Consider the following 24,859-nt stretch of genomic DNA (forward strand, 5'->3'; position numbering starts at 1 on the left):
ATCCGAGCGATTTGCTATAATGCAATTAATGCGTGTATTTGTTGCTTCATGATCACGCTGATACGTGGCGTGCCGAGTACCTGAGGACAAAAGAAAACGGGCCCACCCGAAGGTGAGCCCGTCTTATGTCGTCTGACAGAGCCAAACGGCGAAGAATTACTTCTTCGCGCGTTCTGCTGCGGTCAGCTTGCCTTTGTGGCCGGTGGTCTGCTCGGCGATACGTGCAGATTTACCGGTACGACCACGAAGGTAGTACAGTTTCGCGCGACGTACGTCACCGCGGCGAACGACTTCGATTTTGTCGATTGCCGGGGAGTAGGACTGGAAGATACGCTCAACGCCTTCGCCCGATGCGATTTTACGCACGGTGAAGGAAGAATTGAGGCCGCGGTTCTTCTTGCCAATGCAAACGCCTTCGAACTGCTGGATACGCTCACGGGTACCTTCAACGACTTTCAGGTGTACACGAACGGTATCACCGGCGTCGAATTCCGGAACTTCGCGCTGCGCAACGATTTTGTCGAGCTGCTCTTTCTCGAGCTGCTGGATGATGTTGGTCATGGTTTAACCCTCTTTGATGTTCCCGTTTGCGACATACTGGTCCCAAAGGTCCGGGCGTCGCTCACGAGTAATTTCTTCTGCCTGTGCATGCCGCCAGGCTTGTACCTTGGCATGATGTCCGGAAAGCAAGATCTCCGGCACGTCACGCCCGTTCCAATTGGCCGGGCGCGTGTAATGCGGATATTCAAGCAACCCGGTTTCAAAGCTTTCCTCATCTACGGATTCGGTCTTGTTGACCGTCCCCTCGATGAGGCGAATGCACGATTCAATCAGGACCATGGCCGGCAGCTCGCCGCCCATGAGGATGTAATCACCGATGCTGACTTCCTCGGCCTGATGTTCATCCAGAACCCGTTGGTCGATACCTTCGTAACGACCGCAAAGCAGGATGGCACCCGGGCCTGCTGCCAATTCACGGCAGCGTTTCTGGTTCAGCACTTTTCCCCGCGGGCTGAGATAAATCAGCGGCAATTGCGGTGCGTCTGCACGCAATTCACGCAGGGCGGCGTCGACAATATCCGGACGCATGACCATTCCGGCCCCACCCCCGAAAGGATTGTCGTCTACAGTGCGGTGGCGGTCAGTTGCGTGATCGCGGATGTCTTTGACATCAAGCGACCAGATCCCGTTCTCAAGCGCACGGCCAGCCAGAGACTGTCCAAGCACGCCCGGAAACATTTCCGGGAACAGGGTTGCAACCTTTGCCTGCCACACAGACATCGATCAGGCCTCCTTTCCGCTGCCGGTCGCGGTTTCCGCGCCTACTGCATCAGCAGTGACGGCATCAGAATCGCGGTCGGCCTGAGAGTCCTTACGGGATTTGTTCGGACGACGGCTACGATTGCCGGGTCCGTCTTCATCCTGCAGGAGCCCCTCGGGCGGATTAACCACCAGCTTGCGTTCCGAAAGAACCACATCGGGAACCACTTCCTTGGTGAAAGGAAGAACGACGACTTTACCCCGGACTTCTTCCAGCGCGACTTCGATTACGTCGCCAGCGCCAAAATCAGCCACACCGCGTACGGTACCGAACAGCGATCCATCGACGTGGAAAGCTTTCAGACCAACAAGGTCAGCAAGATAAAATTCGTCTTCATCTTCCGTTTCAGGCAGGGCCGTCCGCGGTACATGAAGCTTGGTTCCCCGCAGCCGTTCGGCGGCGTCCCGGTCATCCACACCTTCGATCTTGGCGATCAACTGGTCGCGGACATGTCCGACAGGAGACAGCTTGTATTTCGCGTTTCCTTTGGCGTCGAACAACGGGCCGTAACCGACAAGGTTATCCGGGTCGACGGTATAGCTTTTGACGCGCACGGCACCACGCACCCCGTGCGGGGCGGTGATCATGCCGACGCAGACATAAGCTTCGTCGTTCTTGGATTTGCGGGTATCAGCCATTTCGGTTCACAAGTTTCCGGTATCTGATCAAAGCGTGCGTTCAGCGAATTACTCGCCTGCAGCTTCTTCAGCAGGTGCTGCAGCTTCAGCAGCGGCTTCCGCAGCAGCGGCAGCAGCAGCTTCAGCTTTTTCAGCTTTCTCACGAAGACGTTCCTGAGCTTTCGCTTTCGGAGCAGACTTCTGCGGCTGTTCGGTCGGTTTGAACGCGTCAGCCAGGCCAGCTTTGCCCAGGAAACGTGCAACACGATCGGTCGGCTGTGCGCCAACAGACAGCCAATATTTGATGCGCTCTTCTTTGAAGGTCACGCGGTTGTCAGCATCCTTCGGGAGCATCGGATCATAGGTACCGACTTTCTCGATGAAGCTGCCGTCACGCGGAGCACGAACGTCAGCAACTACGATACGGTAGTACGGACGCTTCTTGGCACCGCCACGGGAAAGACGAATCTTGACAGCCATTCGGATAAGTTCCTTTCAGCTTGGGTTTGTAGTCTTCTAAAGCATGCCCCCTGAGGGGCTATTCGATCTGGCCTTGTGAGCCAGTTTTGGTTCCTAAGAGGAATTCTTGAGAACCCGATTAAGAACCGGGGGCTTGGCTATTTCTTCTTGCCGAACCCCGGGAACCCTGGAGGCAAGCCACCGCCGCCTCCCAATCCCGGAAGACCTGGTGGCAATCCGCCACCGGCACCGGGGAAACCTTTTGGCAGGTTGCTAAGGTCTGGCATTTCGCCGCCCTCAAGCATTGCCGGATCCATTTTCGGCATGCCGCCAAACAGACCCTTCTTGCCCATCTTGCCCATCTTCTTGATCATGGTGGACATGGTCTGATATTGCTTGAGCAGCTTGTTCACATCCTGAACCGTCAGACCGCAACCCGCAGCAATACGCTTTTTGCGCGATGCTTTGATCAGGGCCGGGTTTTCACGTTCTTTCGGCGTCATCGACAGGATGATCGCTTCCTGATGTGTCAGAAGTTTCGGATCAAGCTTGGTCTGCGACATCTGTTTTTTCAGCGCGCCCATGCCCGGCAGCATCCCCATGATGCCGGAAAGATCACCCATCTTCTGCAGCTGCTTGAGCTGTGCAAGAAGGTCGTTCAGGTCAAACTGACCCTTACGCAGCTTCTTCGCCATTTTCTCGGCGTCTTCGGCCTTGATCGTTTCAGCTGCTTTTTCAACAAGGCTGACAACGTCGCCCATGCCAAGAATACGGTTGGCGATACGATCGGGATGGAATGCTTCCATCTCGTCGATCTTCTCGCCGACACCAATCATCTTGATCGGGCAGCCGGTAATCTGACGCATCGAAAGGGCCGCACCGCCACGTGCATCACCGTCAACACGGGTCAGAACGATACCGGTGATGCCGACCTTTTCGGCAAATTCCTTGGCTACGTTGACCGAGTCCTGACCGGTCATCGCATCGGTGACCAGAAGGGTCTCGACCGGGCTTACCGCATCACGGACCTGGGCGACCTCGCTCATCAGTTCCATGTCGATATGCAGGCGGCCTGCGGTATCAAGGATAACCGCGTCGTAGCCTTCTTTACGGCCGGTATCCATTGCGCGCTTGGCAATTGAAACCGGCTTTTCGCCCATCACGATCGGCAGAACGCCAAGACCGTTATCGTCGGCCAGAACCTTCAGCTGCTGCTGCGCGGCCGGACGATAGATATCGAGCGATGCCAGAAGCACTTTCTTGTTGCGCTTCTTGGTCAGGTGCAGGGCGATCTTGGCGGAACTGGTGGTTTTACCAGAACCCTGCAGACCGACCATCAGGATCGGAACAGGCGGGGTCGCAGCAAGATTGATCTCTTCGCCTTCGCCCAGCATGTTTTTGAGTTCGTCATGGACGATCTTGACGACCATCTGACCCGGGGTGACCGAGCGCAGAACGTCCTGACCAACCGCACGTTCGGTTGCATTGGTGATAAAGGTTTTTACGACCGGCAGCGCGACGTCAGCCTCAAGCAGGGCGACACGTACTTCGCGCATAGCTTCCTTGACGTCGGATTCCTTCAGCGCGCCACGTTTGCGCAGCTTATCGAGAACTCCGCCAAGGCGATCGCTTAGTCCTTCAAACATTCCAAATCCCGTCTGTGTTGCCGGTGTTTCCACCGCGTACGCACAAAAAACTAAAACCCAGTGCTCGAAAACTCGAGGACTGGGGGAGTCACCCCTTGGGCGACCTTTGGTGAGGAGGGTTTATTGGATCGGGGGTAGGGAGTCAAGCGCAATCGGGCGCAAAAGCGCCATGTTCTGCGCTTTTTGAGTCAATTTGCCCACAATCAAGGATTCCGGTGATGGCAACCTTGCCCCAACCAGATGTTTATGTGCGCTCAATGCCCGGATTAATCGCGTGATTATCAATCAATCGCGCCTTGCCAAGCCGTGCGGCAACAAAGATTCGCGCAGGTTTGCTGACCTTGTCACCGATCAGTTCAAGTGTTTTGCCATCGCGAATTTCAAGATAATCGATCGGATCAAACCCTGCGTTCAGGATCTCTTCGCGCCCCTTGGCCAGAAGTGGACCAACATCGGCACCACCTTGGGCTTTGGTCGTGATGTCGGCCAGAACCCGGTTAAGGGTGGGGGCAATCGCGCGTTCTTCTGGCGTCAGATAGCGGTTGCGCGATGACATGGCCAAACCGTCTTCTTCGCGTTGGATCTTTGCGCCGATGATGTCGACGGGGATGTTCAAATCAGCTGCAAAGCGATGAATGACCATCAGCTGCTGATAGTCCTTTTGCCCGAAAATCGCGCAATCGGGCATCGCCTGAAGCAGCAATTTGGTGACGACTTGCGCGACCCCGTCGAAATGACCGGGGCGTGCGGCCCCGCACAGCACATTGGTCATGCCACCATCAACGGTCACCTTGGTGGCAAAGCCATCGGGGTACATTTCATCAACCGATGGGGCAAAGCAAAGCTCGACCCCGGCTGCATCCAGAAGCTTCTGATCATCGGGAAGCGTGCGGGGATAAGCGCCGAAATCCTCGTTCGGGCCGAACTGGGTCGGATTGACAAAGATCGATACGATGACCCGGTCCGCATGGGTGCGGGCCAGTTCGGTCAGGCTGATATGGCCGTCATGCAGTGCGCCCATGGTCGGAACCAGCGCAACCCGCAGGCCTTCTGCGCGCCACTTGGCAACAGCCGCACGCAAATCAGCGACAGTGTGAACAGTCGTAAGGGACATCGTTATCGTCGTACCGAAGTTTTCCAGAAATCACGGCGGTCTGGATCAGACCGCGCGCAACTTACCTTTTTTGGCAATCCCAAAGCAATGTTCATCCGCCGGGAACTGACGGTTACGGACCTCGTTAGCATATTGGCCAACGGCTTCGGAAACGGCATCACCAAGATTGGCGTAGCGTTTGACGAATTTTGGTGTGAAATCGGAAAACAGGCCAAGGATGTCTTCGGTGACCAACACCTGTCCATCGCACGCGACCGAGGCACCAATGCCGATCGTCGGGATGTCGATGGTTTCGGTGATGCGACGTGCGACTGCTTCAACAGTGCCTTCGACAACGACAGAAAATGCACCGGCATCTGCCACAGCCTTGGCATCGGCAATCATTTCAAGTGCTGCGTCTTCGTCGCGACCCTGGCTTTTGAAACCACCCATGGTGTTGACCTGCTGAGGCATCAGGCCGATATGGGCCATGACAGGAACGCCGCGCTTGGTCAGAAACGCGATGGTGTCGGCAAGTTCGGCCCCACCTTCAAGCTTTACGGCAGCACAGCCGGTTTCAGCCAGAATATGAGATGCGGTTCGGAACGCCTGTTCCTTGGATTCCTGATAGCTGCCAAACGGTAGGTCGACGACGACGCAGGCATTTTTCGACCCGCGCATCACGGCCTTGCCATGGTTGACCATCATGTCGACAGTGACAGCAAGCGTGCTTTCCATCCCATAGACAACCATGCCCAATGAATTGCCGACCAAAAGCAGGTCGCAATGTTCATCAAGGCGCTGGGCCATCGGTGTGGTATAGGCCGTAAGGCAGACAATTGGCTCGTTACCCTTGCGGGCACGAAGTTCAGGGACGGAGGTCCGCCCCATCTTTTTGGTGGTGGCACTCATGACGTTTCTCCCCCGGTTCGACCGGAATTGGCTGCCCGATCTTTGTCGGGCGTGCTGTCATGTTTACAATATGATGACCATTTGCGGGAACCATTTTTTCGCAATCGCGAAATAAGCAATTCGGCCAATAGCTTGTCTTTGGGCTGATTTCAGGCAGATCCATCGAAAGATCTGCGACGTTTCTTGCAAGCTGATGTGCAGATGCACAACGAAATCACAAACCTTCGGCAAGATCTTCGAGCATATCAAGGCCGACCGCTTCGATGTGGCGGTTATCCTTGAGCGAAATCGTCGCTTCTTTGCGCAATTGGGTCAGTGTGCGCGAAACGGTTTCAATCGTCAGGCCCAGATAATCTGCGATGTCCGAGCGGCTCATCGGCACATTGATCGTGTCGCTGCCTTCGCCGCGATGTTCCTGGCGACGGGCCAGCATCAGCAAGAATGACGCGACTTTTTCCTTGGCGGTTTTCCGGCCAAGAAGAAGCATCTGATCCTGGGCTGCTGCCAATTCATCAACCGCCATGCCCAGCATGCGCTTTTCAAGATGCGGGAACTGATCAAACAGCTTTTCGAGCTTCTGACGCGGGAAGCGGCATGCGGTAACCGGTTCAATCGCCTCGGCGGTGTAGCTGTAATTGGTGTTCAGCGCCAAGCCTAGGAAGTCGCCTGCAAACAGGAAACCGGTGATCTGACGGCGGCCATCGCCCAGCAATTTATACAACTTTACCGAGCCAGAGGTGACGTTGAAGACGTAATCGGCTTCTTCGGCCTCGTGGAAAATGGTGCTGTGCGAATCATACTGGACGTGGGTCAGCAGTTGGCGCAGCTGATCATGTTCAGCCCCGTGCAAAGACGAGCAGAAGGTTAAGTCCTTGATAGAACAGGCTTCGCAAAGTTGGGGGCGGACTGCCATCGCAGACTCCGATGCTGGTAACCCGATACGCTGATAAGACACCAATCTATGCGAACAGATAGGTGTATTTCAAGCAATTCTAACTATCGCGATGCTGGAATTTCTTGGTTTTGGGCGAAATTTTCTCATCCTCGTCGTCAAACAGGATGCGATTGGCCGCCCCTTCCATATCGTCGAACTGACCAGAGCGCAGCGACCACAGAAAAGCACCAAGCCCAAGCAGACCCAAAAACAGGGCAATCGGGATCAAAAGAAGAAGGTTACTCATGCCATTAGGCTTCCACGCGTTGGGATGCAGATTGTTGGGTTGGCTTGAAATCAGTGTCTGGTTTGATCGCTGATTTCCCATGAAGACGCAAGGCATTGGCAATGACGATCAGCGATGATGATGACATGGCAATGGCTGCGATCAAGGGTGTGACAAACCCCGATACTGCCAGGGGAATGGTAATCACGTTATAGGCAAAGGACAGGGCAAAGTTCTGGCGCACCAGCTGATCGGCCTTGCGGGCGACATCAATTGCCTCGATCACCGCACCGAGTTTGTCGCCCTGAAATACAATGTCAGCGGCGTTTTGCGAGATTTCCGCAGCGGTTGCTGGCGACATGGACGCATGAGCAGCAGCAAGGGCCGGGGCATCGTTGATCCCGTCGCCAACCATCAAATCGCATTTACCGTCATCGGCACGGGCCTGAATATATCCGGCCTTATCTGTTGGTGACATCCGCGCCTGCCAATCGCGAATGCCAAGGGCCTCGGCCAATTGGCGCACAGTGCTGTCGCGATCACCCGATAGCAGCATCATGTCAAATTCGCGCGCGCGCAGGCTGTCGATGATCTCAGGCGCGTCGGCACGGGTTGTATCGCGGAAGACAAATCGGGTTGCTGTTTTGCCCGGCTCGGCAAGCCAAAGCTCCGGCCCGGTGATTTCCGATGGAACATCCGCATTCTCGGCAATTTCGCAAAAGGCGCGATTGCCCAGTTTGATCTCGCCAGCCGGTCCTTGTGCCAAAAGACCAAGACCTGGCTTTTCCATCACATTGGGGTAGGGGGCGACACTACCAGCAGCGCGAACCAGTGCGCGTGACAATGGATGGTTGCTGTTTGCGGCTATTCCGGCTGCCAGTTCAAGCGTTGCGCGGTCAGGTTCATTGACCAGTTCGGGTTTGCCGGTGGTGAGTGTTCCGGTCTTGTCAAAGATAACGCCGGTGACTTTGGTTAAACGTTCAAGCGCGGTTGCCGATTTCACCAAAATCCCCGCGCGCAACAACCGTCCGGTCGCAATCACCTGAACCACTGGAACGGCAAGGGCCAGCGCACAGGGGCAGGTGATGATCAGAACCGCAATCGCGTTCATCAGGGCGTCATGCCAGGGCAATCCACCAATCAGCCACCAACCGACAAAGGTTGCCAGCGACAGGAAATGCACGACCGGGGCATAGGATTTGGCAACACGGTCGGCGATGGCGACATATTTCGCCCGGCCCTGTTCCGCATTTTCCATCAGACGGACGATTTCAGACAGCAATGTGTTGCCACCCGTGGCGGTAACTTCGATGCGAAGCGGGGCCGAGATATTGGTCGTTCCGGCAAAAACACTTGCGCCCGGCCGGGTCAGGACAGGGATGCTTTCGCCAGTGATGATGCTGGTATCGATGTCGGATTGTCCATCAATGACCGTGCCATCAATGCCAATTCGTTCGCCTGCCGCAGCCAGAACAATCATGCCAGGCGTTGCTTTTTGCGGGGCAATCAGGCGGCGTGTGCCGTCCTCATCAATGACGGTGATGGACCGCGCATTTAGGGATAGAAGATGCTCGGCTGCCGAACGCGCCTGTCCACGCGCACGACCATCAAGGTAGCGGCCAATCAGCAGGAAGAACAAAAGCGTGATGGCGCTGTCGAAATAGGCGTGTGGTTCGCCGCGAATGGTCTGTGCCAAACTCATGCCCAGTGCCAGAATGACACCAAGACTGATCGGCACATCCATATTGACTCGACGATTGCGGATCGCGCCAAGCGCGGATCGATAAAATGGCAGTCCGGCGTAAGCTGCAGCCGGAAGGGCAATCAGGGCTGAAATCCAGTGGAAAAGATCGCGGGTTGCCCCGCCCATCCCCTGAAAATATCCGGCCCAGACCGAAACTGACAGCAACATCACATTGCCCGCAGCAAAGCCTGCGACGGCAAGACAACGAAGCAGTTCCTTGTTGCGTGACAGGGTGGCTTGTTCGAGTGCGGCTGGATCAAACGGGATCAGGCGATAGCCCATCTGAAGAACCGGCAGAACGATGGCATCAATGTCAGAAACCGACCCCTGCCAGCTTAGACGCAGTCGACGGGTCGTCATATTAACGCGGGCCTGAAGGACTGCGGCGTTACGCTGAAGCAGCGTTTCGATCAACCAAACGCAGGCCGCACAATGAATGCCATCCACCATCAAATGCAGATGGTGATTGCCGTCATCATCGGTGCTGGCGAGCTCAGTAAAATCGAACGTGCCGATTTCGTCTTCGTCTGGACGCAGTGCACGGATTTTCGGGTCAATGGCGCGACGCTTGTAATAGGAACTCAGACCCAACTCGCCCAGCAGTTCAAACGCACCAGCGCACCCGGCACAACAAAAGTCGGGTGCGGCAGGGGAAAGGGCCGTTACCGGCTCCCCACAATGGCGGCAGGACTGCATGGTCTGGGTCATTTAGATCAGGTCACGGATTAACGACGACATGTTCGACCGTTTGGTAATCATCACCCATGGCATGCGCAATGGTGCGTACCTGCCAACGGCCATAAACCGGAAAAGATGCACTGGCGCGGTATTCGCCCGGTGCAATTTCGGCCATCGCGATGGTCTGATCAAGATCATCGCGGTCCTGACGGGTGAGAACAACCGACATTTTCGCGCCACTGATCGGGTTTGACTCCTTGTCGCGGAGCAGAACCGTGACGGTGGCATTCTGGTTGATGACACCATCCACGCTCAGTTTGCTGCGCCAACCAAGTTCTGCCTGACGGGCTGCGCCTGAAATGGCTGCGTTGTAATTGTTGCCTTCTTCAAAGGCATGCTTGGTCACAAGGCCGTTCCAGCTGGTCATGGAAAACGTGATCAGTGAAATATTGGCGATCAACATGATGGCGAAGCCACCGACAAAGTACCAAGGAATCCACCGATCCGATTTGCGCGGGCCGTTTTGGTCGCCGATATCCGATGTCATATGCGTTGCCATAAGTTATCTCTCCTATACTGAACCGCTTGCGCGATCAGTGGGCGGTCTTTGGACCGGCAAATACTGTATCATAGGTTTCGGAATTTCCGGTTTCCTGATCGGTCACTGTGAATTCAAACGCGGTTAAGTCACTTTCAAGTGTGCTTGGCGATGCCGCGACAAAAACGCGGAAGCTGCCAACGCGATCAGGTGCGACATCAAGATCGAAACTGCCATCCTGATTGGGCGTCAGACCAATGACCTGAAGGTCACTGACAGCAAGGCCCTTCACATCAAGCGTATAGGTCTTGGCAGCCTGTTCCTTGTTCAGGACCTTAAGCGTGTAACCATTGCGCACATCGCCATCTGACAGTGTGACAAAAAGCGGGTTGCGATCACGCAGAACGTTCAGCTCAAGAACCGAACGGTTAAACAGACCAAACATCATCACCGACGCGACGATCAAAAGGATCGCCGAATAGAAGATGGTCCGCGGACGCACGATGCGGGTACGGGTGGCTTTGCCTTGCGCGCGAAGTTGGGTGTTTTGCACCGAATCAAACCGTACGAGATCACGCGGGAAGCCGATCTTGTCCATGGTGTCATTGCACGCATCAATGCAAAGCCCGCAGCCGATGCATTCCATCTGAAGACCATCGCGAATATCAATTCCGGTCGGGCAGACATTCACGCAGGCAAAACAATCCACACAATGGCCGGTTTCGGGAACTTCGCCGCGTTCAAGGTTCTTGCGTTTCAGTGGTCCGCGATCTTCCCCGCGCCAGCCTTCATAGGTAACGATCAGGCTTTCATCATCAAGCATCGCGGACTGAAAACGCGGCCATGGGCACATATAGGTGCAGACCTGTTCACGGGCCCAACCGGCCAGTAAATAGGTCGAGCCGGTCAGAAACGCGATGGTGACATAGGTGCCAAACGATGCGCTTGCGGTAAAAATGTCCACCATCACCGTCGGTGCGTCGTGGAAGTAAAGGACAAAGGCGCCGCCGGTTGCCATGGAAATGGCGATCCAGGCAAGATGCGTCGCGCCGAGTTTCCAGAGCTTTTCAAACGTCCATTTGGACTTATCCAGACGCACGCGCGCATTGCGGTCACCCTGGATATAGCGTTCGACCAGCATGAAAAGATCGGTCCAAACCGTCTGCGGGCAGCCATAGCCACACCAGATACGCCCGAACAGCGATGTCGCCAGAAACAGTCCAATGGCGGCCATGATCAGGATGCCAGTGATGTAATAGACTTCCTGTGGCCAGATCTCGATAAAGAAGAAATAGGCGCGGCCCAGATCCATATCGATCAGTACAGCCTGATCCGGCGCACTTGGTCCGCGATCCCATCTGATCCAGGGAACCAGCCAATAAATTGCCAGCAGCGCAATCAATGCAAACCATTTCAGATTTCTGAAACGGCCAGACACACGTTTCGGATAGACCTTTTCGCGCGTCTTATAAAGCGGCTGCTCGCGGTCATCTTCTTCCATGACAGAAGCCGGATTGATATCGGGATGCTGCAAATTGGACATGGCCATGGTCGCTACCTGGTTGCTGCTCGTAACCAAACAACTGCTCTCATGCGGAAACCGCCAGTCGTTTCATGTGGTTAGGCTGTCAGGAGACGTTCGTTTTCTGGCAGCTTTACAGAGCAAACTCTAATTATTCAAATCTCAGCCAGAAGATACGAGAGGCCCGCAAACCCCACCATGATACATGTCAATTTATCGACGCATATTCTGATGAAATCGGATGTTTGATTGTTGGGTGATGTGCTTTGGGCAAAACAAAAGGCCAATGATCGTTGATCACTGGCCTTTTGAGAGATTTATGGCATTTGGGTCTTACTGACCGCCGCCAAGCGAATGGACATAAACCGTCAGCATCTTGATGGTTTCTTCGTCAAGACGACCACCCCACGCCGGCATGACACCGCGACGCGAATTCATGACGGTTTCCGTCAGGTTGGCCTTGTCACCACCATAGAGCCAGATGGCGTCGGTCAGGTTTGGCGCGCCAAGATCCTGAATGCCTTTGGCATCTTCGCCATGGCAGGACGAGCAGTTTTCTTCAAAGACAACCGCACCACGACCAGCTGCTGCGCTATCGGTCGCACGATTTGTGAAGCCTAGAACATACTGGACAACATCTTCGACCTGATCACGTTCCAGAAGACCATCGCGGCCAAAGGCCGGCATGTCGTTGAAGCGCGTGTCTTCATTTGCATCCCAACGGATACCAACATGCAGGGTCTCGGAAATGGCATCAAGAGTACCGCCCCAAAGCCATGCATCATCCTGCAGCGACGGGAAACCAGGGTTCCCCGAACCACCGGTGCCGTGGCACGGTGCACAGTTATCGGCAAAGACAGCTTTGCCACCGGCCATCGAGAAGTTCAGAAGTTCGCCGTCATTGACGATTTCCGAAACATCTAAAGCCGCCAGACGTTCCATGTAAGGTGCACGTTCGGCCGCAACATTGGCCATGGTTTCGTGCAGTTGGGTGCGGTTGGTGGTGCCAAACGTGCCCTTAAGATAGTCGGTCGCGGTCGGCCAGGACGGGTAAACCACCCAGTAACCAATTGACCAGATAACAGTCGCCCAGAAGACATAGACCCACCAGGATGGCAGCGGAGTGTTGAGCTCCTTGATGCCATCCCATTCATGACCGGTGGTCTCGCGCCCGGATACTTGATCTTTCTCGACATTAGTCGACATTGCTCTGTTCTCCCCTCAATCCTGATCCCGGAAGGGGATCTGCGCGTGTGCTTCCATGTCCTGATTGCGCTTTTTGCTTGGCCACATGACCCAGGCAATGATCGCGCTGAACAACAGCATCAGCCACAAACCCCACAGAGGGCGGAAAAAGTCAGCGAGTTGCGTAAAGAAATCCATGACGTTCCCCTTGCCTTAGCGCAGGTTCATCTGCGGGTTGTAAGTGGTGAAGTCGACCATCCGGCCAAGGACCTGCAGATACGCAACCAGCGCATCCATTTCGGTCAGCTTTTCAGGATTGCCGTCAAAGTCACCGGTTGCCGCATTCGGATAACGTGCAAGGAAGTCATCGTCATAGGCCGCATCCTCGCTGGCCTGCAGATAAAGGTCAGCTTTGGCTGCTGCGATCATCTCGTCAGAATAGGGAACCCCTACCATCTTGAGAGTCTCGAGATGTGCCTGTGCGTCATCGAAGTCCAGCTTGCGATCGGCCAGGAACGGATAGCCCGGCATGATGGATTCCGGCACAACTGCGCGCGGATCAATCATGTGTGCAACGTGCCAGTCATTGGAATATTTGCCACCAACGCGGGCCAGGTCCGGACCGGTACGTTTCGATCCCCACTGGAACGGGTGGTCATACATCGATTCTGCGGCAAGGCTGTAATGGCCATATCGTTCGACCTCGTCACGGAACGGACGGATCTGCTGGGAATGGCAGTTATAGCAACCTTCGCGGATATAGATGTTACGACCGGCCTGTTCGAGCGGCGAGTAAGGACGCACACCTTCGACCTTCTCGATGGTCTGTTCCATCGTGAACAGTGGCACGATTTCGACAATACCGCCGATGATGATCGTCAGGAAAATACCCAGGATCAGAACAAAGACGTTCTTTTCAACAATATGGTGTTTTTTAAGAAGCATATCTCGTTCCCCCTTATTCGGCTGCAACGGTTGCAGGTGTGCCGATCGGTGCTTCCTGACGCAGATCGCCCTTGATCGTCTTGTAGACGTTCCAGACCATCAGCAAGGAGCCGAGCAAGAACAGCAGGCCACCGGTTGCACGAATGATGTAGTAGGGATGCATCGCTTCAACGGTTTCGATGAAGGAATATTGCAGGAAGCCCAGCTCGTCATAAGCGCGCCACATCAGGCCCTGCATGATCCCCGATACCCACATCGATGTGATGTAAAGAACGATACCGATGGTGCCGAGCCAGAAGTGATGAGCCACAAGGCGCATCGAATACAGGCGTTCACGGTTCCAAAGGACCGGGATCAGGAAGTAGATCGCACCAAACGATACGAAGGCAACCCAACCAAGCGCACCGGAATGCACGTGACCAATGGTCCAGTCGGTATAGTGCGACAGGCCGTTAACTGCCTTGATCGACATGACCGGGCCTTCGAAAGTCGACATGCCATAGAAACCAACAGCAGCCACCATGAAGCGCAGAACCGGGTCAGTACGCAGTTTGTCCCATGCACCCGAAAGCGTCATCAGACCGTTGATCATTCCGCCCCAGGACGGCATCCACAACATGATCGAGAAGGTCATGCCAAGGGTCTGTGCCCAATCCGGAAGTGCGGTGTAGTGCAGATGGTGCGGACCAGCCCAGATATAGAGGAAGATCAGCGCCCAGAAGTGAATGATTGACAGGCGATAGGAATAAACCGGACGTTCGGCGCGCTTCGGAATGAAGTAGTACATCATGCCAAGGAAGCCAGCCGTCAGGAAGAAGCCCACTGCGTTATGGCCATACCACCACTGGGTCAGCGCATCCTGCACGCCCGAGAACATGGAATAAGACTTCGTGCCCATGAACGAGACCGGAATGGCAAGGTTGTTGCCAAGATGGAGCATCGCGATGGTGACGATAAACGCCAGATAGAACCAGTTCGCCACATAGATATGCGGCTCGGACCGTTTCAGCAGGGTGCCGACGAACATCGCCAGATAACAGACCCAGACAACCGTGATCCAGATATCAACGAACCATTCCGGCTCGGCATATTCACGACCCTGGGTAACACCGGTGACATAGCCGATAGCGGCCATGACGATGAACAGCTGATAACCCCAGAAAACGAATGCCGGCAGTGCCTTGCCACCATAAAGCGGTGTGCGGCAGGTGCGCTGAACGACATAGAAGGATGTCGCCAGAAGCGCGTTACCGCCAAAGGCAAAGATAACCGCAGACGTATGCAGCGGGCGCAGACGTCCAAAGTTCAGAAACTCGTTGTCAAAATTGAGGACCGGAAAAGCGAGCTGCCATGCAATGACATCGCCCACTAAAAATCCGATGACTCCCCAAAATACGGTCGCCAGTGCGGCCCAGCGCACAACGTCCATATTATAATCGACAGCAACAGATGGTGATGCTGCCTGTGCCATGCTCCCCTGGCTCATGCTTGACTCCCGTTCAAGGTGGTCGGGTGAATTGTCCAAAACCCTCTCGGACAATTTCGTCAGTCCCGATGAACCGACGATCCATTGATCGGCGCTTCACCTGCACAAAAAGCCCCACCCATATGAGCCCTGTCTGATGACCGGACGCTGTCTCTCGGGCGAGGTTTCCAAATTCGTATCGTGAGTATGCGGACTGGCGGGGCAACTGCCATTGACTTACGTCAATATGAGCTTGCAAAACCTGCCAGAAATTCAATCACAGGAAACAACATCGCCATTTGGGACGAGTTTTTTTGCTGGCTGTGTTTATGCGCGCCGTAACGTCAAAACGTGTTGATGCACATCAAGGTTGCCCGGAATTATTTGCGGCATGATCAGGCAAATTCCAGAGGGCAGGGCTATGTCAGAGACCTAATAAGTCACTTCCACTTACAGCGCAGACCGCGGATATGACATTTCCGCTGGTTCAGATGTTGCAGGTCGATATGTCTTTTGACCGTTGGCGTGCATTTGTCGATAAATATTGCCTGCCGGTCGCCCCGAATGAGGCGAATTCAGAAGAGAATGGCGACAATATCCTGTGGCGGCGCCAACGGGGTATCATCGTGATCGCCAATGAACGCGGCTATATCCACGGGCTGTTTTCATACTATGTCCGTGATGACATGGCCGATGGGCAGGTTCTTCATGTGGATAATGTCATCGCCGTTGAAATCATCGCTGGTGACTATGTGCTTGATACCATGCGCGATGCCATGACCCGTCTTGCCAATCTGCATGGATGCAGCAACGTTTATGTGTCGCTTGGCGAGCTTGAAGGTCGCCTGCGGTCATATTTTGCCAAGGCCGGTTTTGCGCCCAGCAAAGTGCGTTATTGTGCGCCAACAACGCCCAGACTTTCTGCCTGATTAATCCTTTTTCGAATGCGTGAAAGCGCGATTGGTGTAATGCCGATGAAACTTGCGATCTGCGCCTGTGTCAGGCGCGGAACGATAGGGGCGTAATCTTCAAGAAATCCCTGATACCGATCCTGTGCGGACAGGCACAGGAACTCGTATTCGCGCTTTTCCTTGCGCAGGCTTACCTGTTCGTTGAAATCAAAAAAGACGGCCATCAGAGCCGGGTCATTTGCACAGGCCGCGCGTAAACCGTCATAGGGAACGGCGGTTATTTCGCAATCTTCAAGGCATGTGATGGCAAAGTGGCTGGGCTCGCCCATGATCTGGCAGCGCCTTGATCCCAGGACCGAATTTTCGGCAAAGAAGCTTTTGATCCATTCCTTGCCCTCAAAGGTGACATAGGACATCTGTGCTAAACCTCGGCGCAGAAAGATCACGTCACCGCAAACCTCACCCTGTTTGATGATTTGGCTGCCTTTGGCATGGGTGCTGTGGCGCATCCGGGATGCCAATTGTGCATCCGATTGAAGGCGCTCGATCAAATCTGAAAAATTCATGCCCAATAAACCCGGGTTAATGCCAGCCCCATTCGCTGATGGCCAACTGATGTGGTTCTGATCAACAGACTACGCGGATGGAAAGCCATTATGAATACTCAATCGGGAACTGTCTTTATCACCGGGGCGACATCGGGAATCGGCCGAGAATTGCTTGCGATTTTTCACGCGCAAGGATGGAACGTGATCGCGCATGGCCGCTCAGATGTGAAATTGCATGATCTTAAAAGCCAGTATCCGGGGATCCGGACAGTGCAGGCGGATTTGGTCCATCCTGCATTCGTTGATGCAATGATGGCCGATGTTCTTGGTGATGCGCCCCATATCGATCTTGTAGTCAATAATGCAGCTGTTCAGGAAAAGGGCGTTCTGACCGATGCTGAGTTCGATGCATCACTGGCCGATCGGGAAATTGCCATCAACCTGCTTGCCCCAATTCGCATTTGCCATGCGGTGATACAGCATTGGACAGAACGGGGCACTGTCAGCAAGGCGGAGCAGGCTGGTGCGTGGAGTCGCATTGTGAATGTGTCTTCTGGCCTGGCCTTTTATCCCAAGACAGGCAGCGCGATCTATTGTGCCAGCAAAGCCGCCCTGCACAGTTTTTCCCAAAGCCTTCGCTACCAGCTTCTTGCGTCCGATATCCCGATTGCAATCAGCGAGGTTTTTTTGCCCGTGGTCGATACCCCAATGACTGCAGGACGTGACATCACCAAAATCCCCGCCCGTCAGGCCGCCCTTGCGATCCATGACGGGATTTTTGAAGGGCGGGATGAAATCTATGTCGGCAAGGCGCGGTTGATCCCTGTGGTGATGCGTCTATCGCCATCGCTGATGAAATCCATTCTGCGCAAGGGGTAAGGGATCATGAAGGATCTGATTAAAACCGCTTTGGTGATCGCGACCTGCTTTGCTGCAACATTTGGCATTTTGGTCGCGACGGGACTTATGCAGCGCGATGATGTTGTGCATTGGCTGGAACAGGCGCGTCTGATTGATGCGTGGTTTGTGGCCCTGATTGTCATCGCGCTTTTGGTTGCGGATTTGTTTGTCGCGGTTCCGACCATGACTGTAACGCTGCTTGCAGGTTATTTTCTGGGACCGGTATTCGGGGCCTTGGCGGCGGCAACGGGCATGATCACGGCAGGTGTGATGGGATATGTCATCAGCAACCGTTTTGGACGATCTGTACTGCGGCGTATCATTACCGATGAAGAACGGTTGCAAGAGATGGAGCAGGTATTTTCACGCTATGGCCTGACCGTTCTGATGATTTGCCGTGCCATGCCGATCCTGCAGGAAGTTTCCTGCTGCCTTGCCGGGATTACCCGCATGCGGTTTGTGAAGTTCGGGTTTGGTTATCTGGTGGGGACGGTGCCCTATGTTGTGGTGTGCACATGGTTGGGGGCGCAAAGTTCGGCAAGTGATCCGATGCCAGCGATCTGGGGGGCAGCAGTTGTTTCCATTGTCATGTGGTCTTGCTGGTTCTTTTTGATCCGCCATCATCGGCGATCAAACCGTAAGGCGTTGCGGGGCTAGCTTGCGCAATACTGTTCATAACCCATATATGGACGTGCTTTGGAATCAGGACTATAAGGCGGTTATGAACGGTATTCCTTTTGTCAAAATGCATGGTCTTGGAAATGATTTCGTTGTCTTTGACGGACGACGCGATCCCGCTGTGCTTGATCTTGATGACGCGACCGCCGCACGCATTGCCGATCGCAAGCTTGGCGTTGGGTGCGATCAGTTGATCGTTATTGAACCGGCCCGCGACGATCTGGCCGATGCCTTTATGCGCATCCGCAACAATGATGGCGGCGAGGTTGAAGCATGCGGCAATGCGACCCGTTGTGTTGCCAATATCGTCATGGGCGAGCTGGGCCGCAAAGACGTGATCATTGAAACCGTTGTTGGCCTTCTTGACGCCAATGGTTTGACCGATGGGCGTGTAACGGTTGATATGGGGCAGGTCAAACTTGACTGGCGTGACATCCCGCTTTCCGAAGCGGTTGATACCAACCATATCCCGCTATCGCTTGGTCCGCTTTCCGATCCGGTCGGAGTTAATGTCGGCAATCCGCATGCAGTGTTCTTTGTTGATGATGCCGAAGCGATTGATATCGAGAAATTCGGTCCGGTGCTTGAACATCACGAAATGTTCCCGGAACGCGCCAATATCGAAGTCTGCAGCATCGTTAGTGAAAACCAGATCCGCATGCGTGTTTGGGAACGCGGTGTTGGCGTGACGCGGGCATGTGGCACGGGTGCATGCGCGGTGGGGGTTGCGGCTGCACGTCGTGGCCTTACGGGACGCAAGACCGAGATCATTCTTGATGGTGGCAACCTGACGATTGAATGGTTGCCCGATGATCATGTGCTGATGACCGGGCCGGTTGCGACCAGCTTCTCAGGCTTTTTGCATTCATCCCTTCTGGGACATCATTAATAGAATTTTGAAATCCGGCCAGAACAACAAGTGACTGGCCGGTTCTTTTTTATCTGTCCAAGCGACAGGTATTCTTACGGACCCATCCGCCCTTGCGTCGGGCCCCCTGATCGGGCAAAACAGGGCGCAACAGGATTTGGTTCAATCCTTGTCGGGACACCCTCTCCCGTCTTTTGTGAAACTCAAAAGCAGGTTCAGATAATGGCTGACTTTAATACGCTTGACGGTGTCAATGTCGCTGGCAAGCGCGTTTTGCTGCGCGCTGATCTTAACGTTCCGATGAGGGATGGTGTTGTTGGCGATACGACTCGTATCGAACGTACCGTTCCTGGTTTGATTGAACTGGCTGATGCCGGTGCGAAATTGGTGGTGGTGACCCATTTCGGTCGCCCAAAAGGCGAACGCGTTGCTGAAATGTCGCTTAAACCGGTTGCCGAAGCGCTGGCAAAGCAGCTGGGCCGCACGGTGAAATTTGCCGATGACTGCATCGGTGATGCGGCGGCATCTGTTGTGAACAGTCTTGCTGACGGCGAAATCGCCCTTCTGGAAAACCTGCGTTACCACGCAGAAGAAGAAAAGAACGATCCGGCATTTGTCGCTGAGCTGGCAAAGCTCGGTGATATCTACGTCAATGATGCATTTTCATGTGCACACCGTGCCCATGCCTCGACCGAGGGTCTGGCACGCGCCCTTCCGGCCTATGCAGGCCGTTTGATGCAGGCCGAGCTCGAAGCACTTGGCAATGCACTTGAAGCGCCGAAGCATCCTGTTATGGCCATCGTTGGTGGTGCAAAGATTTCAACCAAGCTTGATCTGCTCGGCAACCTTGTTGCCAAGGTCGATCAGCTGGTCATCGGTGGTGGCATGGCCAACACGTTCCTGGCGGCCAAGGGGGTCAATGTTGGCAAGTCGCTGTGCGAACATGACCTGCTTGAAACCGCACGTGAAATCTTCACCAAGGCCGAAGCTGCAAACTGCGAAATCGTTCTTCCGGTTGATGGTCTGGTTGCCAAGGAATTTGCGGCAAACGCGCCGCATGATGTTTCTGACATCAATGATGTTGCTTCTGACGGCATGATCCTTGATGCCGGTCCGGAAACCATCAAGGACCTGAATGCTCGTCTGGAAAGCTGTGAAACGCTGGTTTGGAACGGCCCGCTTGGTGCGTTTGAAATCACCCCGTTTGACACCGCGACCGTTTCGGTTGCCCAGCATGCAGCAAAACTGACCAAGGCAGGCAAGCTTCTGTCGGTTGCTGGTGGCGGTGACACGGTCGCAGCCCTGCGCCATGCGGATTCTGATCAGGACTTCTCCTATGTCTCGACCGCGGGCGGTGCATTCCTTGAATGGCTTGAAGGCAAAACCCTTCCGGGTGTTGCAGCGCTTCGCGCAAAGTAAGATCTCAGCATCAGGCTGAAATGACAAACCCCGCCAAACTGGCGGGGTTTTCTTTTGCGCGGAGTTTGCAAAGCACTCAGGTCTTCTCGTTCTCGGTATAGAAAATCACGCTGATGCTTTTAAGAACCGGCGGGATTGACCGGATGATATGGGCAAGGCCCAGAACCAAAACGCCGTGCGATGTCTTCAAATTCCCCGAAGACACATCTTCAAGCAGCGTATCACCGGTGTCGCTAAGGGCTGTGAATAGCAAGATAAAGCCGACTGAGGCATCAACCCATTGATTGCGAACCCAGGATTCCAGCCGTTGTAGCCAAGGAAACATCGCTTACCCCTCTAGCGTTGTTTGGTGGCAGCACTGCAAAGACCTTTCGTCAGGTGCGTCGTGCAGCCGATCGTTTGGTTTATAGGGGTATGATGATAGAGCCGGGCACGAAGGTCGAGCCTGTTTATGACAGGACCCTAATCCTTTTTGACGTCTGGCAGGCTGTTTTGTGCGGTGGTTTGCATGATCGCGTTGCGGTCTTTCAGGAAGGCGGCATAGCCATCTTCCATCATCGCACCACCCAGTTCGATATAGACGGTGAACAGGCGCGAAAGCGTATCGGCCTCATCCGTATCAAGAACAGACAGCAATTCACCAGACTGGGCCTGACCGGTTTCGAAATGCTCCCAGGCATGCTCAAGCATGATCTTGCCGAGATAGTCCAGATCTTCGAACTTGCCCTGGCCGATGGCATTGCGGATTTCGCCAAGGGTGATGTCAGCAGCAATCAGCATCTCGGACGGGATGGTCACAAGGCGGTCCGGCCCTTTGATGTCTTCAGGCAGGTCGCGCAGGATGTGAATGATATAGCAAAAGATCGCCATATCGCGCGCATGATACAGAGGCGGATTGGTCAGCGGCGAGGTATAACCGATTTCCGGATCATAGCGCGCAGATAGCAGGTAGACGAAAATCGATGCCGGTGCAGCAGTTGCCCCTTCACAATAGGCAATGAAGTCATCCCATTCATCCATCGGCTCTTCGGCGACGTCACGATGAAGCGCATCGGCAAGTTCGATCCAAGGTTCAGGTGACAGGTCGCTATTGCCAAGGGTAAGCCGCAGAGCCTCATATACATTGCCATCAAGCGGGCCTGTTTCCGGCAGCGGATTGTCGGTACCTGCCTTGGCAGAAATGATCTGTGCCTGCCACTGTTCGATGGTTTCAATGATGGCTTCGCGATGGGCGTCACGTTCGGCATCAGGAAGTTCAAGGAAGCCGTCATCGACGATATCGTCGATCACGCGCATCGAGGCGTAGCTTGCCAAAAAGAAGCGTTGCCGTTCCGGGGAGAGACGCATGGCCGCGCGGTATAGATTGGCGTTTTTTGCCGCAGCAAGTTCGTTGCAGGCGTCAAATGGTGCGCCAAGAATAGCATGTTCTGGTGGCAGCGAATGGCTCATACGCGTCTGAATGTCCCTTTGGGTTGCCTTTCAAACAGTCATACAGGACTGTCAGCCCTGCGCAACACCGGAATTGGCTCGAGGTTGCCAAAGGGGCGGGGCGAACACGCAATATCTGGCTGCGATGTGATAGTGAAATCAGGATCAGAATTCGATGCGATAGCTTGCCGTGAGACCAAGCATCGCATCAATCCCGTCCAAAACACCTTCGTCCGGGGTGGTCGGGGTAAGATTGCGCGAAACGCTGCCATGCAGGCCAATCCAGATATCTTCAAGCGGCATATAGGATAGCGACGCCGCAAGTCCGGCATCGTTAAACGAACTGCCGCTATTTGATATCAAAACGCGTCGTGATAGCGGCTCGACCGCGTACCCACCGGTCTGATAGACCCCGATATTGCGGGATGATGCCGCATCAAGATCAAGGAATGATCCAACCGCAAATCCAAGATCAGGGGATGGCGAATACCCAACGCCGATCTGCGCACTGACACCTTGTCGGGCGTTGGTGCTGCTATCAAGTTCCAGCCAATATTGGTCGCGAACGGACCCATCATCGGGTTCGTTGCCCAACGGGACGCTATAGGGCGACTGTCCGGAAAAGTAATTGCCAATGCCATTTGTGCCGACCGGGGGAAGGATACCTGATGTAAACGCACTTCCGCCCGGAATAAGGCGGGAGCCGGAAGTTGTGCGGTCCTCGGATTCAAGCGTTTGGGCAAAAGAAGGCCCCGTCTGCGCAAAACCAACACAAAGGAAGGTTGTCAGAAAAGCTGCCATCCGCGATGGATATGCCCAAACCTGTTTCGTCATTCCGCCTGATCCCATTGGTGATCAAACAATCACAGCAATCGACGCATCAACCTGATTACATCCGTTCGTCAGACGTAGAAGGGGGCGTTTCGTGTTGGACCTATTCCAACAATTCGTCGATCCATGCCGCCCTTTTTCATACGTGGCGATTTAAGTGCGGATCAATCACGCGGGGATCAGTTGATCGGGGATAATGATGGTTCTGGCCGAAAACGATCAGCGGGTGCCCTTGCTCAGAAAGTCCCGAATTGCGTTGATTTGCGCTTTATCATTTAGATGGGGCGCGTGACCGGCGTTCGCCACTGCGAAAACCGGCATTTCGGGTTTTTTCTGTTTCATCTTCTCGACGATGGCTTTGGGGATCAGGTCGGATTTCTCACCGCTGATCAGCATGACCGGGCAGGGCAGGGCATCGAATTCTGCCCATGCATCAAATTTATCAATATGTTCGGCAAAGATGCGCATCACTTCGGGATCGTAATGCATCATGAAATTGCCATTGGGCAAACGGCGCACGGATCTTGATGCCATAAAGGACCAGGTCGCATCATCAAACTCACCGAACGGTGCATAAACCAGCCGAACGAGCTTTTCGACATCATCGATGGTTTCAAATTCCGGCGACGCCCCGACATAGGATTTGATCCGCGCAACCGCATCGGGATCAAGTTCCGGCCCAATGTCATTCAGCACCAGTTTTTCAATCCGGCCCGCAACCTCGGTGGTGGCGTAAAGCCCGATCAGGCCGCCCATCGATGTGCCGATCCAATCGCAAGTATCAATGTTGAAGTGATCAAGTAGTTCGAACATCTGCGCGACATAGAAGGGCACGGTATATTCGCTATCGGGATCCTTGGCCCAACCCGAAAAGCCACGCCCGATCATCGACGGGCACAGCACATAATACTCATCCGTAAAATGTGGTGCGACATGGTCAAAATCATCGGCCAGTCGGGCCAGACCATGCATCATCAAAAGCGGACGTTTTTTCGGATCACCCCAAGCCCTGACATGGATTTCATAGCCGCAGCATTTGACGAAATGTTCGCGAAACTCGGCCATCGATCAGCTCCATGTCATAGGTGTTTGGGGAATAACTACTTGTCGCGTTTACGCGCAATCATGAACAGGCGATTGAACGGAAACAGGGTACGTCCGTCTTCACGCATCGGATAAACCTGATTTAGGCGATCCTTGTATTTTTCGGTAAAGGTCGCGCGTGCTTCGTCATCCGGAAGTGCCGCCATTACCGGACGCAAGATGGTCGAACTGGTCCAGTTGTAAACAGCATCCGTGCCGCTGAGCACATGGCAATATTGCGTCTGCCAAAGATCAATTTCATCGCAGGCCGGTGCCAGAACATCAAAATAATCGCCCGGTCGCATGATGCGCGCAGCATGCATGGCGGTCGCGACTTCTTTGCGCCATTCAATGCCAGCTTCGCCAATCAGCTGATGGCTGGGTGCGAGGAAATTGTTGGGCACCTGAATGGCGATGATGCCGCCGGGGCGCACAAAATTGACCAGGCGCGGAAACAGGTTCGAATGGTCCGGCACCCAATGAAGGGCCGCGTTCGAAAACAAAAGATCAACCGGTGCATCCGGTTCCCAGGATGCGATGTCACCCTTTTGCCATTCGATGGCGTCATCGCGTTTACGCGCGGTTTCAAGCATCTCGTCAGATGAATCCACACCGACGACGCGCGGCTTGTCTTCACGACCGGCACTGAAGGCTTCGGCCAAGACAGCCGTCACCGATCCCGGGCCACAGCCCAGGTCAACGATATGGTTGGGTGAAAATCCGCTAGCTGCTTTTGGCAGGCGGGCGATCAGGTCAATGGCCGGACGCAAACGTTCGTTGCCAAACAGACCGTAACGGGCGGGGTCCCAATGTGTATTGCTCATAACTTCGGACCCTAGTTCCTTTTTTCGCGGTTTTGAAGCCCTGATCGCGAGAAGGCAAAAACAGAAACGCCCCGAATTGTTACG

General features: G+C 54.4%; 27 protein-coding genes. 5 read left to right on the top strand and 22 right to left on the bottom strand.

What is annotated here, in order from left to right; genetic code table 11:
• Positions 1 to 156: 156 nt before the first annotated feature.
• From rplS to ccoN, 16 genes are all read right to left on the bottom strand, one after another.
• The gene (gene rplS, locus ACMZ66_RS19405) at positions 157 to 561 is read right to left on the bottom strand and encodes a 50S ribosomal protein L19 (protein ID WP_416939772.1); all 405 of its coding nucleotides are present in this window, start codon (positions 559 to 561) and stop codon (positions 157 to 159) included.
• A gap of 3 nt (positions 562 to 564) precedes the next feature.
• Positions 565 to 1,281: a tRNA (guanosine(37)-N1)-methyltransferase TrmD gene (gene trmD, locus ACMZ66_RS19410; RefSeq protein WP_416939774.1), complete on the bottom strand. Its 717-nt coding sequence runs from the start codon at positions 1,279 to 1,281 to the stop codon at positions 565 to 567.
• A gap of 3 nt (positions 1,282 to 1,284) precedes the next feature.
• Positions 1,285 to 1,959: a ribosome maturation factor RimM gene (gene rimM / locus ACMZ66_RS19415; RefSeq protein ID WP_416939776.1), complete on the bottom strand. Its 675-nt coding sequence runs from the start codon at positions 1,957 to 1,959 to the stop codon at positions 1,285 to 1,287.
• A gap of 48 nt (positions 1,960 to 2,007) precedes the next feature.
• Positions 2,008 to 2,418 carry a 30S ribosomal protein S16 gene (gene rpsP, locus ACMZ66_RS19420; protein ID WP_068519848.1) on the bottom strand — a complete coding sequence of 137 codons (411 nt, stop codon included), beginning with the start codon at positions 2,416 to 2,418 and terminating at the stop codon, positions 2,008 to 2,010.
• Between the two features lie 137 nt (positions 2,419 to 2,555).
• The gene (ffh, locus tag ACMZ66_RS19425) at positions 2,556 to 4,043 is read right to left on the bottom strand and encodes a signal recognition particle protein (protein ID WP_416939779.1); all 1,488 of its coding nucleotides are present in this window, start codon (positions 4,041 to 4,043) and stop codon (positions 2,556 to 2,558) included.
• Positions 4,044 to 4,287: 244 nt separating this feature from the next.
• Entirely contained in the window at positions 4,288 to 5,157 is an 870-nt protein-coding gene (panC, locus tag ACMZ66_RS19430; protein ID WP_416939781.1) for a pantoate--beta-alanine ligase, read from the bottom strand.
• Between the two features lie 45 nt (positions 5,158 to 5,202).
• Entirely contained in the window at positions 5,203 to 6,048 is an 846-nt protein-coding gene (panB, locus tag ACMZ66_RS19435) for a 3-methyl-2-oxobutanoate hydroxymethyltransferase (RefSeq protein ID WP_416939783.1), read from the bottom strand.
• Between the two features lie 214 nt (positions 6,049 to 6,262).
• Complete coding sequence (locus ACMZ66_RS19440; RefSeq protein WP_416939785.1) at positions 6,263 to 6,961, bottom strand: cyclic nucleotide-binding domain-containing protein; 699 nt, start codon at positions 6,959 to 6,961, stop codon at positions 6,263 to 6,265.
• Between the two features lie 79 nt (positions 6,962 to 7,040).
• The gene (gene ccoS, locus ACMZ66_RS19445) at positions 7,041 to 7,229 is read right to left on the bottom strand and encodes a cbb3-type cytochrome oxidase assembly protein CcoS (protein ID WP_416939787.1); all 189 of its coding nucleotides are present in this window, start codon (positions 7,227 to 7,229) and stop codon (positions 7,041 to 7,043) included.
• A gap of 4 nt (positions 7,230 to 7,233) precedes the next feature.
• A complete protein-coding gene (locus tag ACMZ66_RS19450) occupies positions 7,234 to 9,660 on the bottom strand; it encodes a heavy metal translocating P-type ATPase metal-binding domain-containing protein (RefSeq protein ID WP_416939788.1) in 2,427 nt (808 codons plus the stop codon).
• 10 nt (positions 9,661 to 9,670) lie between these two features.
• Positions 9,671 to 10,189: a FixH family protein gene (locus ACMZ66_RS19455; protein WP_416939790.1), complete on the bottom strand. Its 519-nt coding sequence runs from the start codon at positions 10,187 to 10,189 to the stop codon at positions 9,671 to 9,673.
• 34 nt (positions 10,190 to 10,223) lie between these two features.
• Positions 10,224 to 11,717 carry a cytochrome c oxidase accessory protein CcoG gene (gene ccoG, locus ACMZ66_RS19460; RefSeq protein WP_416939792.1) on the bottom strand — a complete coding sequence of 498 codons (1,494 nt, stop codon included), beginning with the start codon at positions 11,715 to 11,717 and terminating at the stop codon, positions 10,224 to 10,226.
• A gap of 306 nt (positions 11,718 to 12,023) precedes the next feature.
• Complete coding sequence (ccoP, locus tag ACMZ66_RS19465; RefSeq protein ID WP_416939793.1) at positions 12,024 to 12,896, bottom strand: cytochrome-c oxidase, cbb3-type subunit III; 873 nt, start codon at positions 12,894 to 12,896, stop codon at positions 12,024 to 12,026.
• A 15-nt stretch (positions 12,897 to 12,911) separates the two neighbouring features.
• Positions 12,912 to 13,073, bottom strand: coding sequence for a cbb3-type cytochrome c oxidase subunit 3 (locus ACMZ66_RS19470; protein WP_416939795.1), 162 nt, complete (start codon positions 13,071 to 13,073; stop codon positions 12,912 to 12,914).
• A gap of 15 nt (positions 13,074 to 13,088) precedes the next feature.
• Positions 13,089 to 13,820, bottom strand: a complete 732-nt coding sequence (ccoO, locus tag ACMZ66_RS19475; RefSeq protein WP_416939797.1) for a cytochrome-c oxidase, cbb3-type subunit II — start codon at positions 13,818 to 13,820, stop codon at positions 13,089 to 13,091.
• Between the two features lie 13 nt (positions 13,821 to 13,833).
• Positions 13,834 to 15,291: a cytochrome-c oxidase, cbb3-type subunit I gene (ccoN, locus tag ACMZ66_RS19480; protein WP_416940003.1), complete on the bottom strand. Its 1,458-nt coding sequence runs from the start codon at positions 15,289 to 15,291 to the stop codon at positions 13,834 to 13,836.
• Positions 15,292 to 15,755: 464 nt separating this feature from the next.
• On the opposite strand from ccoN, the gene ACMZ66_RS19485 reads away from it, so the two are divergent.
• Complete coding sequence (locus tag ACMZ66_RS19485; RefSeq protein WP_416939799.1) at positions 15,756 to 16,214, top strand: hypothetical protein; 459 nt, start codon at positions 15,756 to 15,758, stop codon at positions 16,212 to 16,214.
• Here the strand turns inward: ACMZ66_RS19485 and ACMZ66_RS19490 are convergent.
• Entirely contained in the window at positions 16,178 to 16,762 is a 585-nt protein-coding gene (locus tag ACMZ66_RS19490; protein ID WP_416939801.1) for a Crp/Fnr family transcriptional regulator, read from the bottom strand. The genes ACMZ66_RS19485 and ACMZ66_RS19490 overlap by 37 nt on opposite strands.
• 90 nt (positions 16,763 to 16,852) lie before the next feature.
• Between ACMZ66_RS19490 and ACMZ66_RS19495 the strand changes: the two genes are divergently transcribed.
• The 4 genes from ACMZ66_RS19495 to ACMZ66_RS19510 all read left to right on the top strand — a co-directional run bounded on the left by ACMZ66_RS19495 (position 16,853) and on the right by ACMZ66_RS19510 (position 20,609).
• On the top strand, positions 16,853 to 17,623 hold the full coding sequence (locus ACMZ66_RS19495; RefSeq protein ID WP_416939803.1) for an SDR family oxidoreductase: 771 nt from the start codon (positions 16,853 to 16,855) through the stop codon (positions 17,621 to 17,623).
• Between the two features lie 6 nt (positions 17,624 to 17,629).
• Positions 17,630 to 18,301 (top strand): TVP38/TMEM64 family protein, encoded by a 672-nt coding sequence (locus tag ACMZ66_RS19500; protein ID WP_416939805.1) that lies wholly within the window; start codon positions 17,630 to 17,632, stop codon positions 18,299 to 18,301.
• A gap of 64 nt (positions 18,302 to 18,365) precedes the next feature.
• Positions 18,366 to 19,211, top strand: coding sequence for a diaminopimelate epimerase (gene dapF / locus ACMZ66_RS19505; RefSeq protein ID WP_416939806.1), 846 nt, complete (start codon positions 18,366 to 18,368; stop codon positions 19,209 to 19,211).
• A 201-nt stretch (positions 19,212 to 19,412) separates the two neighbouring features.
• Positions 19,413 to 20,609, top strand: coding sequence for a phosphoglycerate kinase (locus ACMZ66_RS19510; RefSeq protein ID WP_416939807.1), 1,197 nt, complete (start codon positions 19,413 to 19,415; stop codon positions 20,607 to 20,609).
• Positions 20,610 to 20,685: 76 nt separating this feature from the next.
• Here ACMZ66_RS19510 and ACMZ66_RS19515 read toward each other — a convergent pair whose 3' ends face one another.
• The 5 genes from ACMZ66_RS19515 to ACMZ66_RS19535 form a co-directional block, all read right to left on the bottom strand.
• Complete coding sequence (locus ACMZ66_RS19515; protein ID WP_416939808.1) at positions 20,686 to 20,934, bottom strand: hypothetical protein; 249 nt, start codon at positions 20,932 to 20,934, stop codon at positions 20,686 to 20,688.
• Between the two features lie 137 nt (positions 20,935 to 21,071).
• Positions 21,072 to 22,058, bottom strand: coding sequence for a squalene/phytoene synthase family protein (locus tag ACMZ66_RS19520; protein WP_416939810.1), 987 nt, complete (start codon positions 22,056 to 22,058; stop codon positions 21,072 to 21,074).
• 144 nt (positions 22,059 to 22,202) lie between these two features.
• Positions 22,203 to 22,871 (bottom strand): hypothetical protein, encoded by a 669-nt coding sequence (locus ACMZ66_RS19525; protein ID WP_416939812.1) that lies wholly within the window; start codon positions 22,869 to 22,871, stop codon positions 22,203 to 22,205.
• A 216-nt stretch (positions 22,872 to 23,087) separates the two neighbouring features.
• Positions 23,088 to 23,933, bottom strand: coding sequence for an alpha/beta fold hydrolase (locus ACMZ66_RS19530; protein WP_416939813.1), 846 nt, complete (start codon positions 23,931 to 23,933; stop codon positions 23,088 to 23,090).
• Positions 23,934 to 23,968: 35 nt separating this feature from the next.
• Positions 23,969 to 24,775: a methyltransferase domain-containing protein gene (locus ACMZ66_RS19535; RefSeq protein ID WP_416939815.1), complete on the bottom strand. Its 807-nt coding sequence runs from the start codon at positions 24,773 to 24,775 to the stop codon at positions 23,969 to 23,971.
• Positions 24,776 to 24,859: the final 84 nt, after the last annotated feature.

This window comes from Thalassospira sp., from assembly GCF_048059015.1.
GTDB lineage: Bacteria > Pseudomonadota > Alphaproteobacteria > Rhodospirillales > Thalassospiraceae > Thalassospira.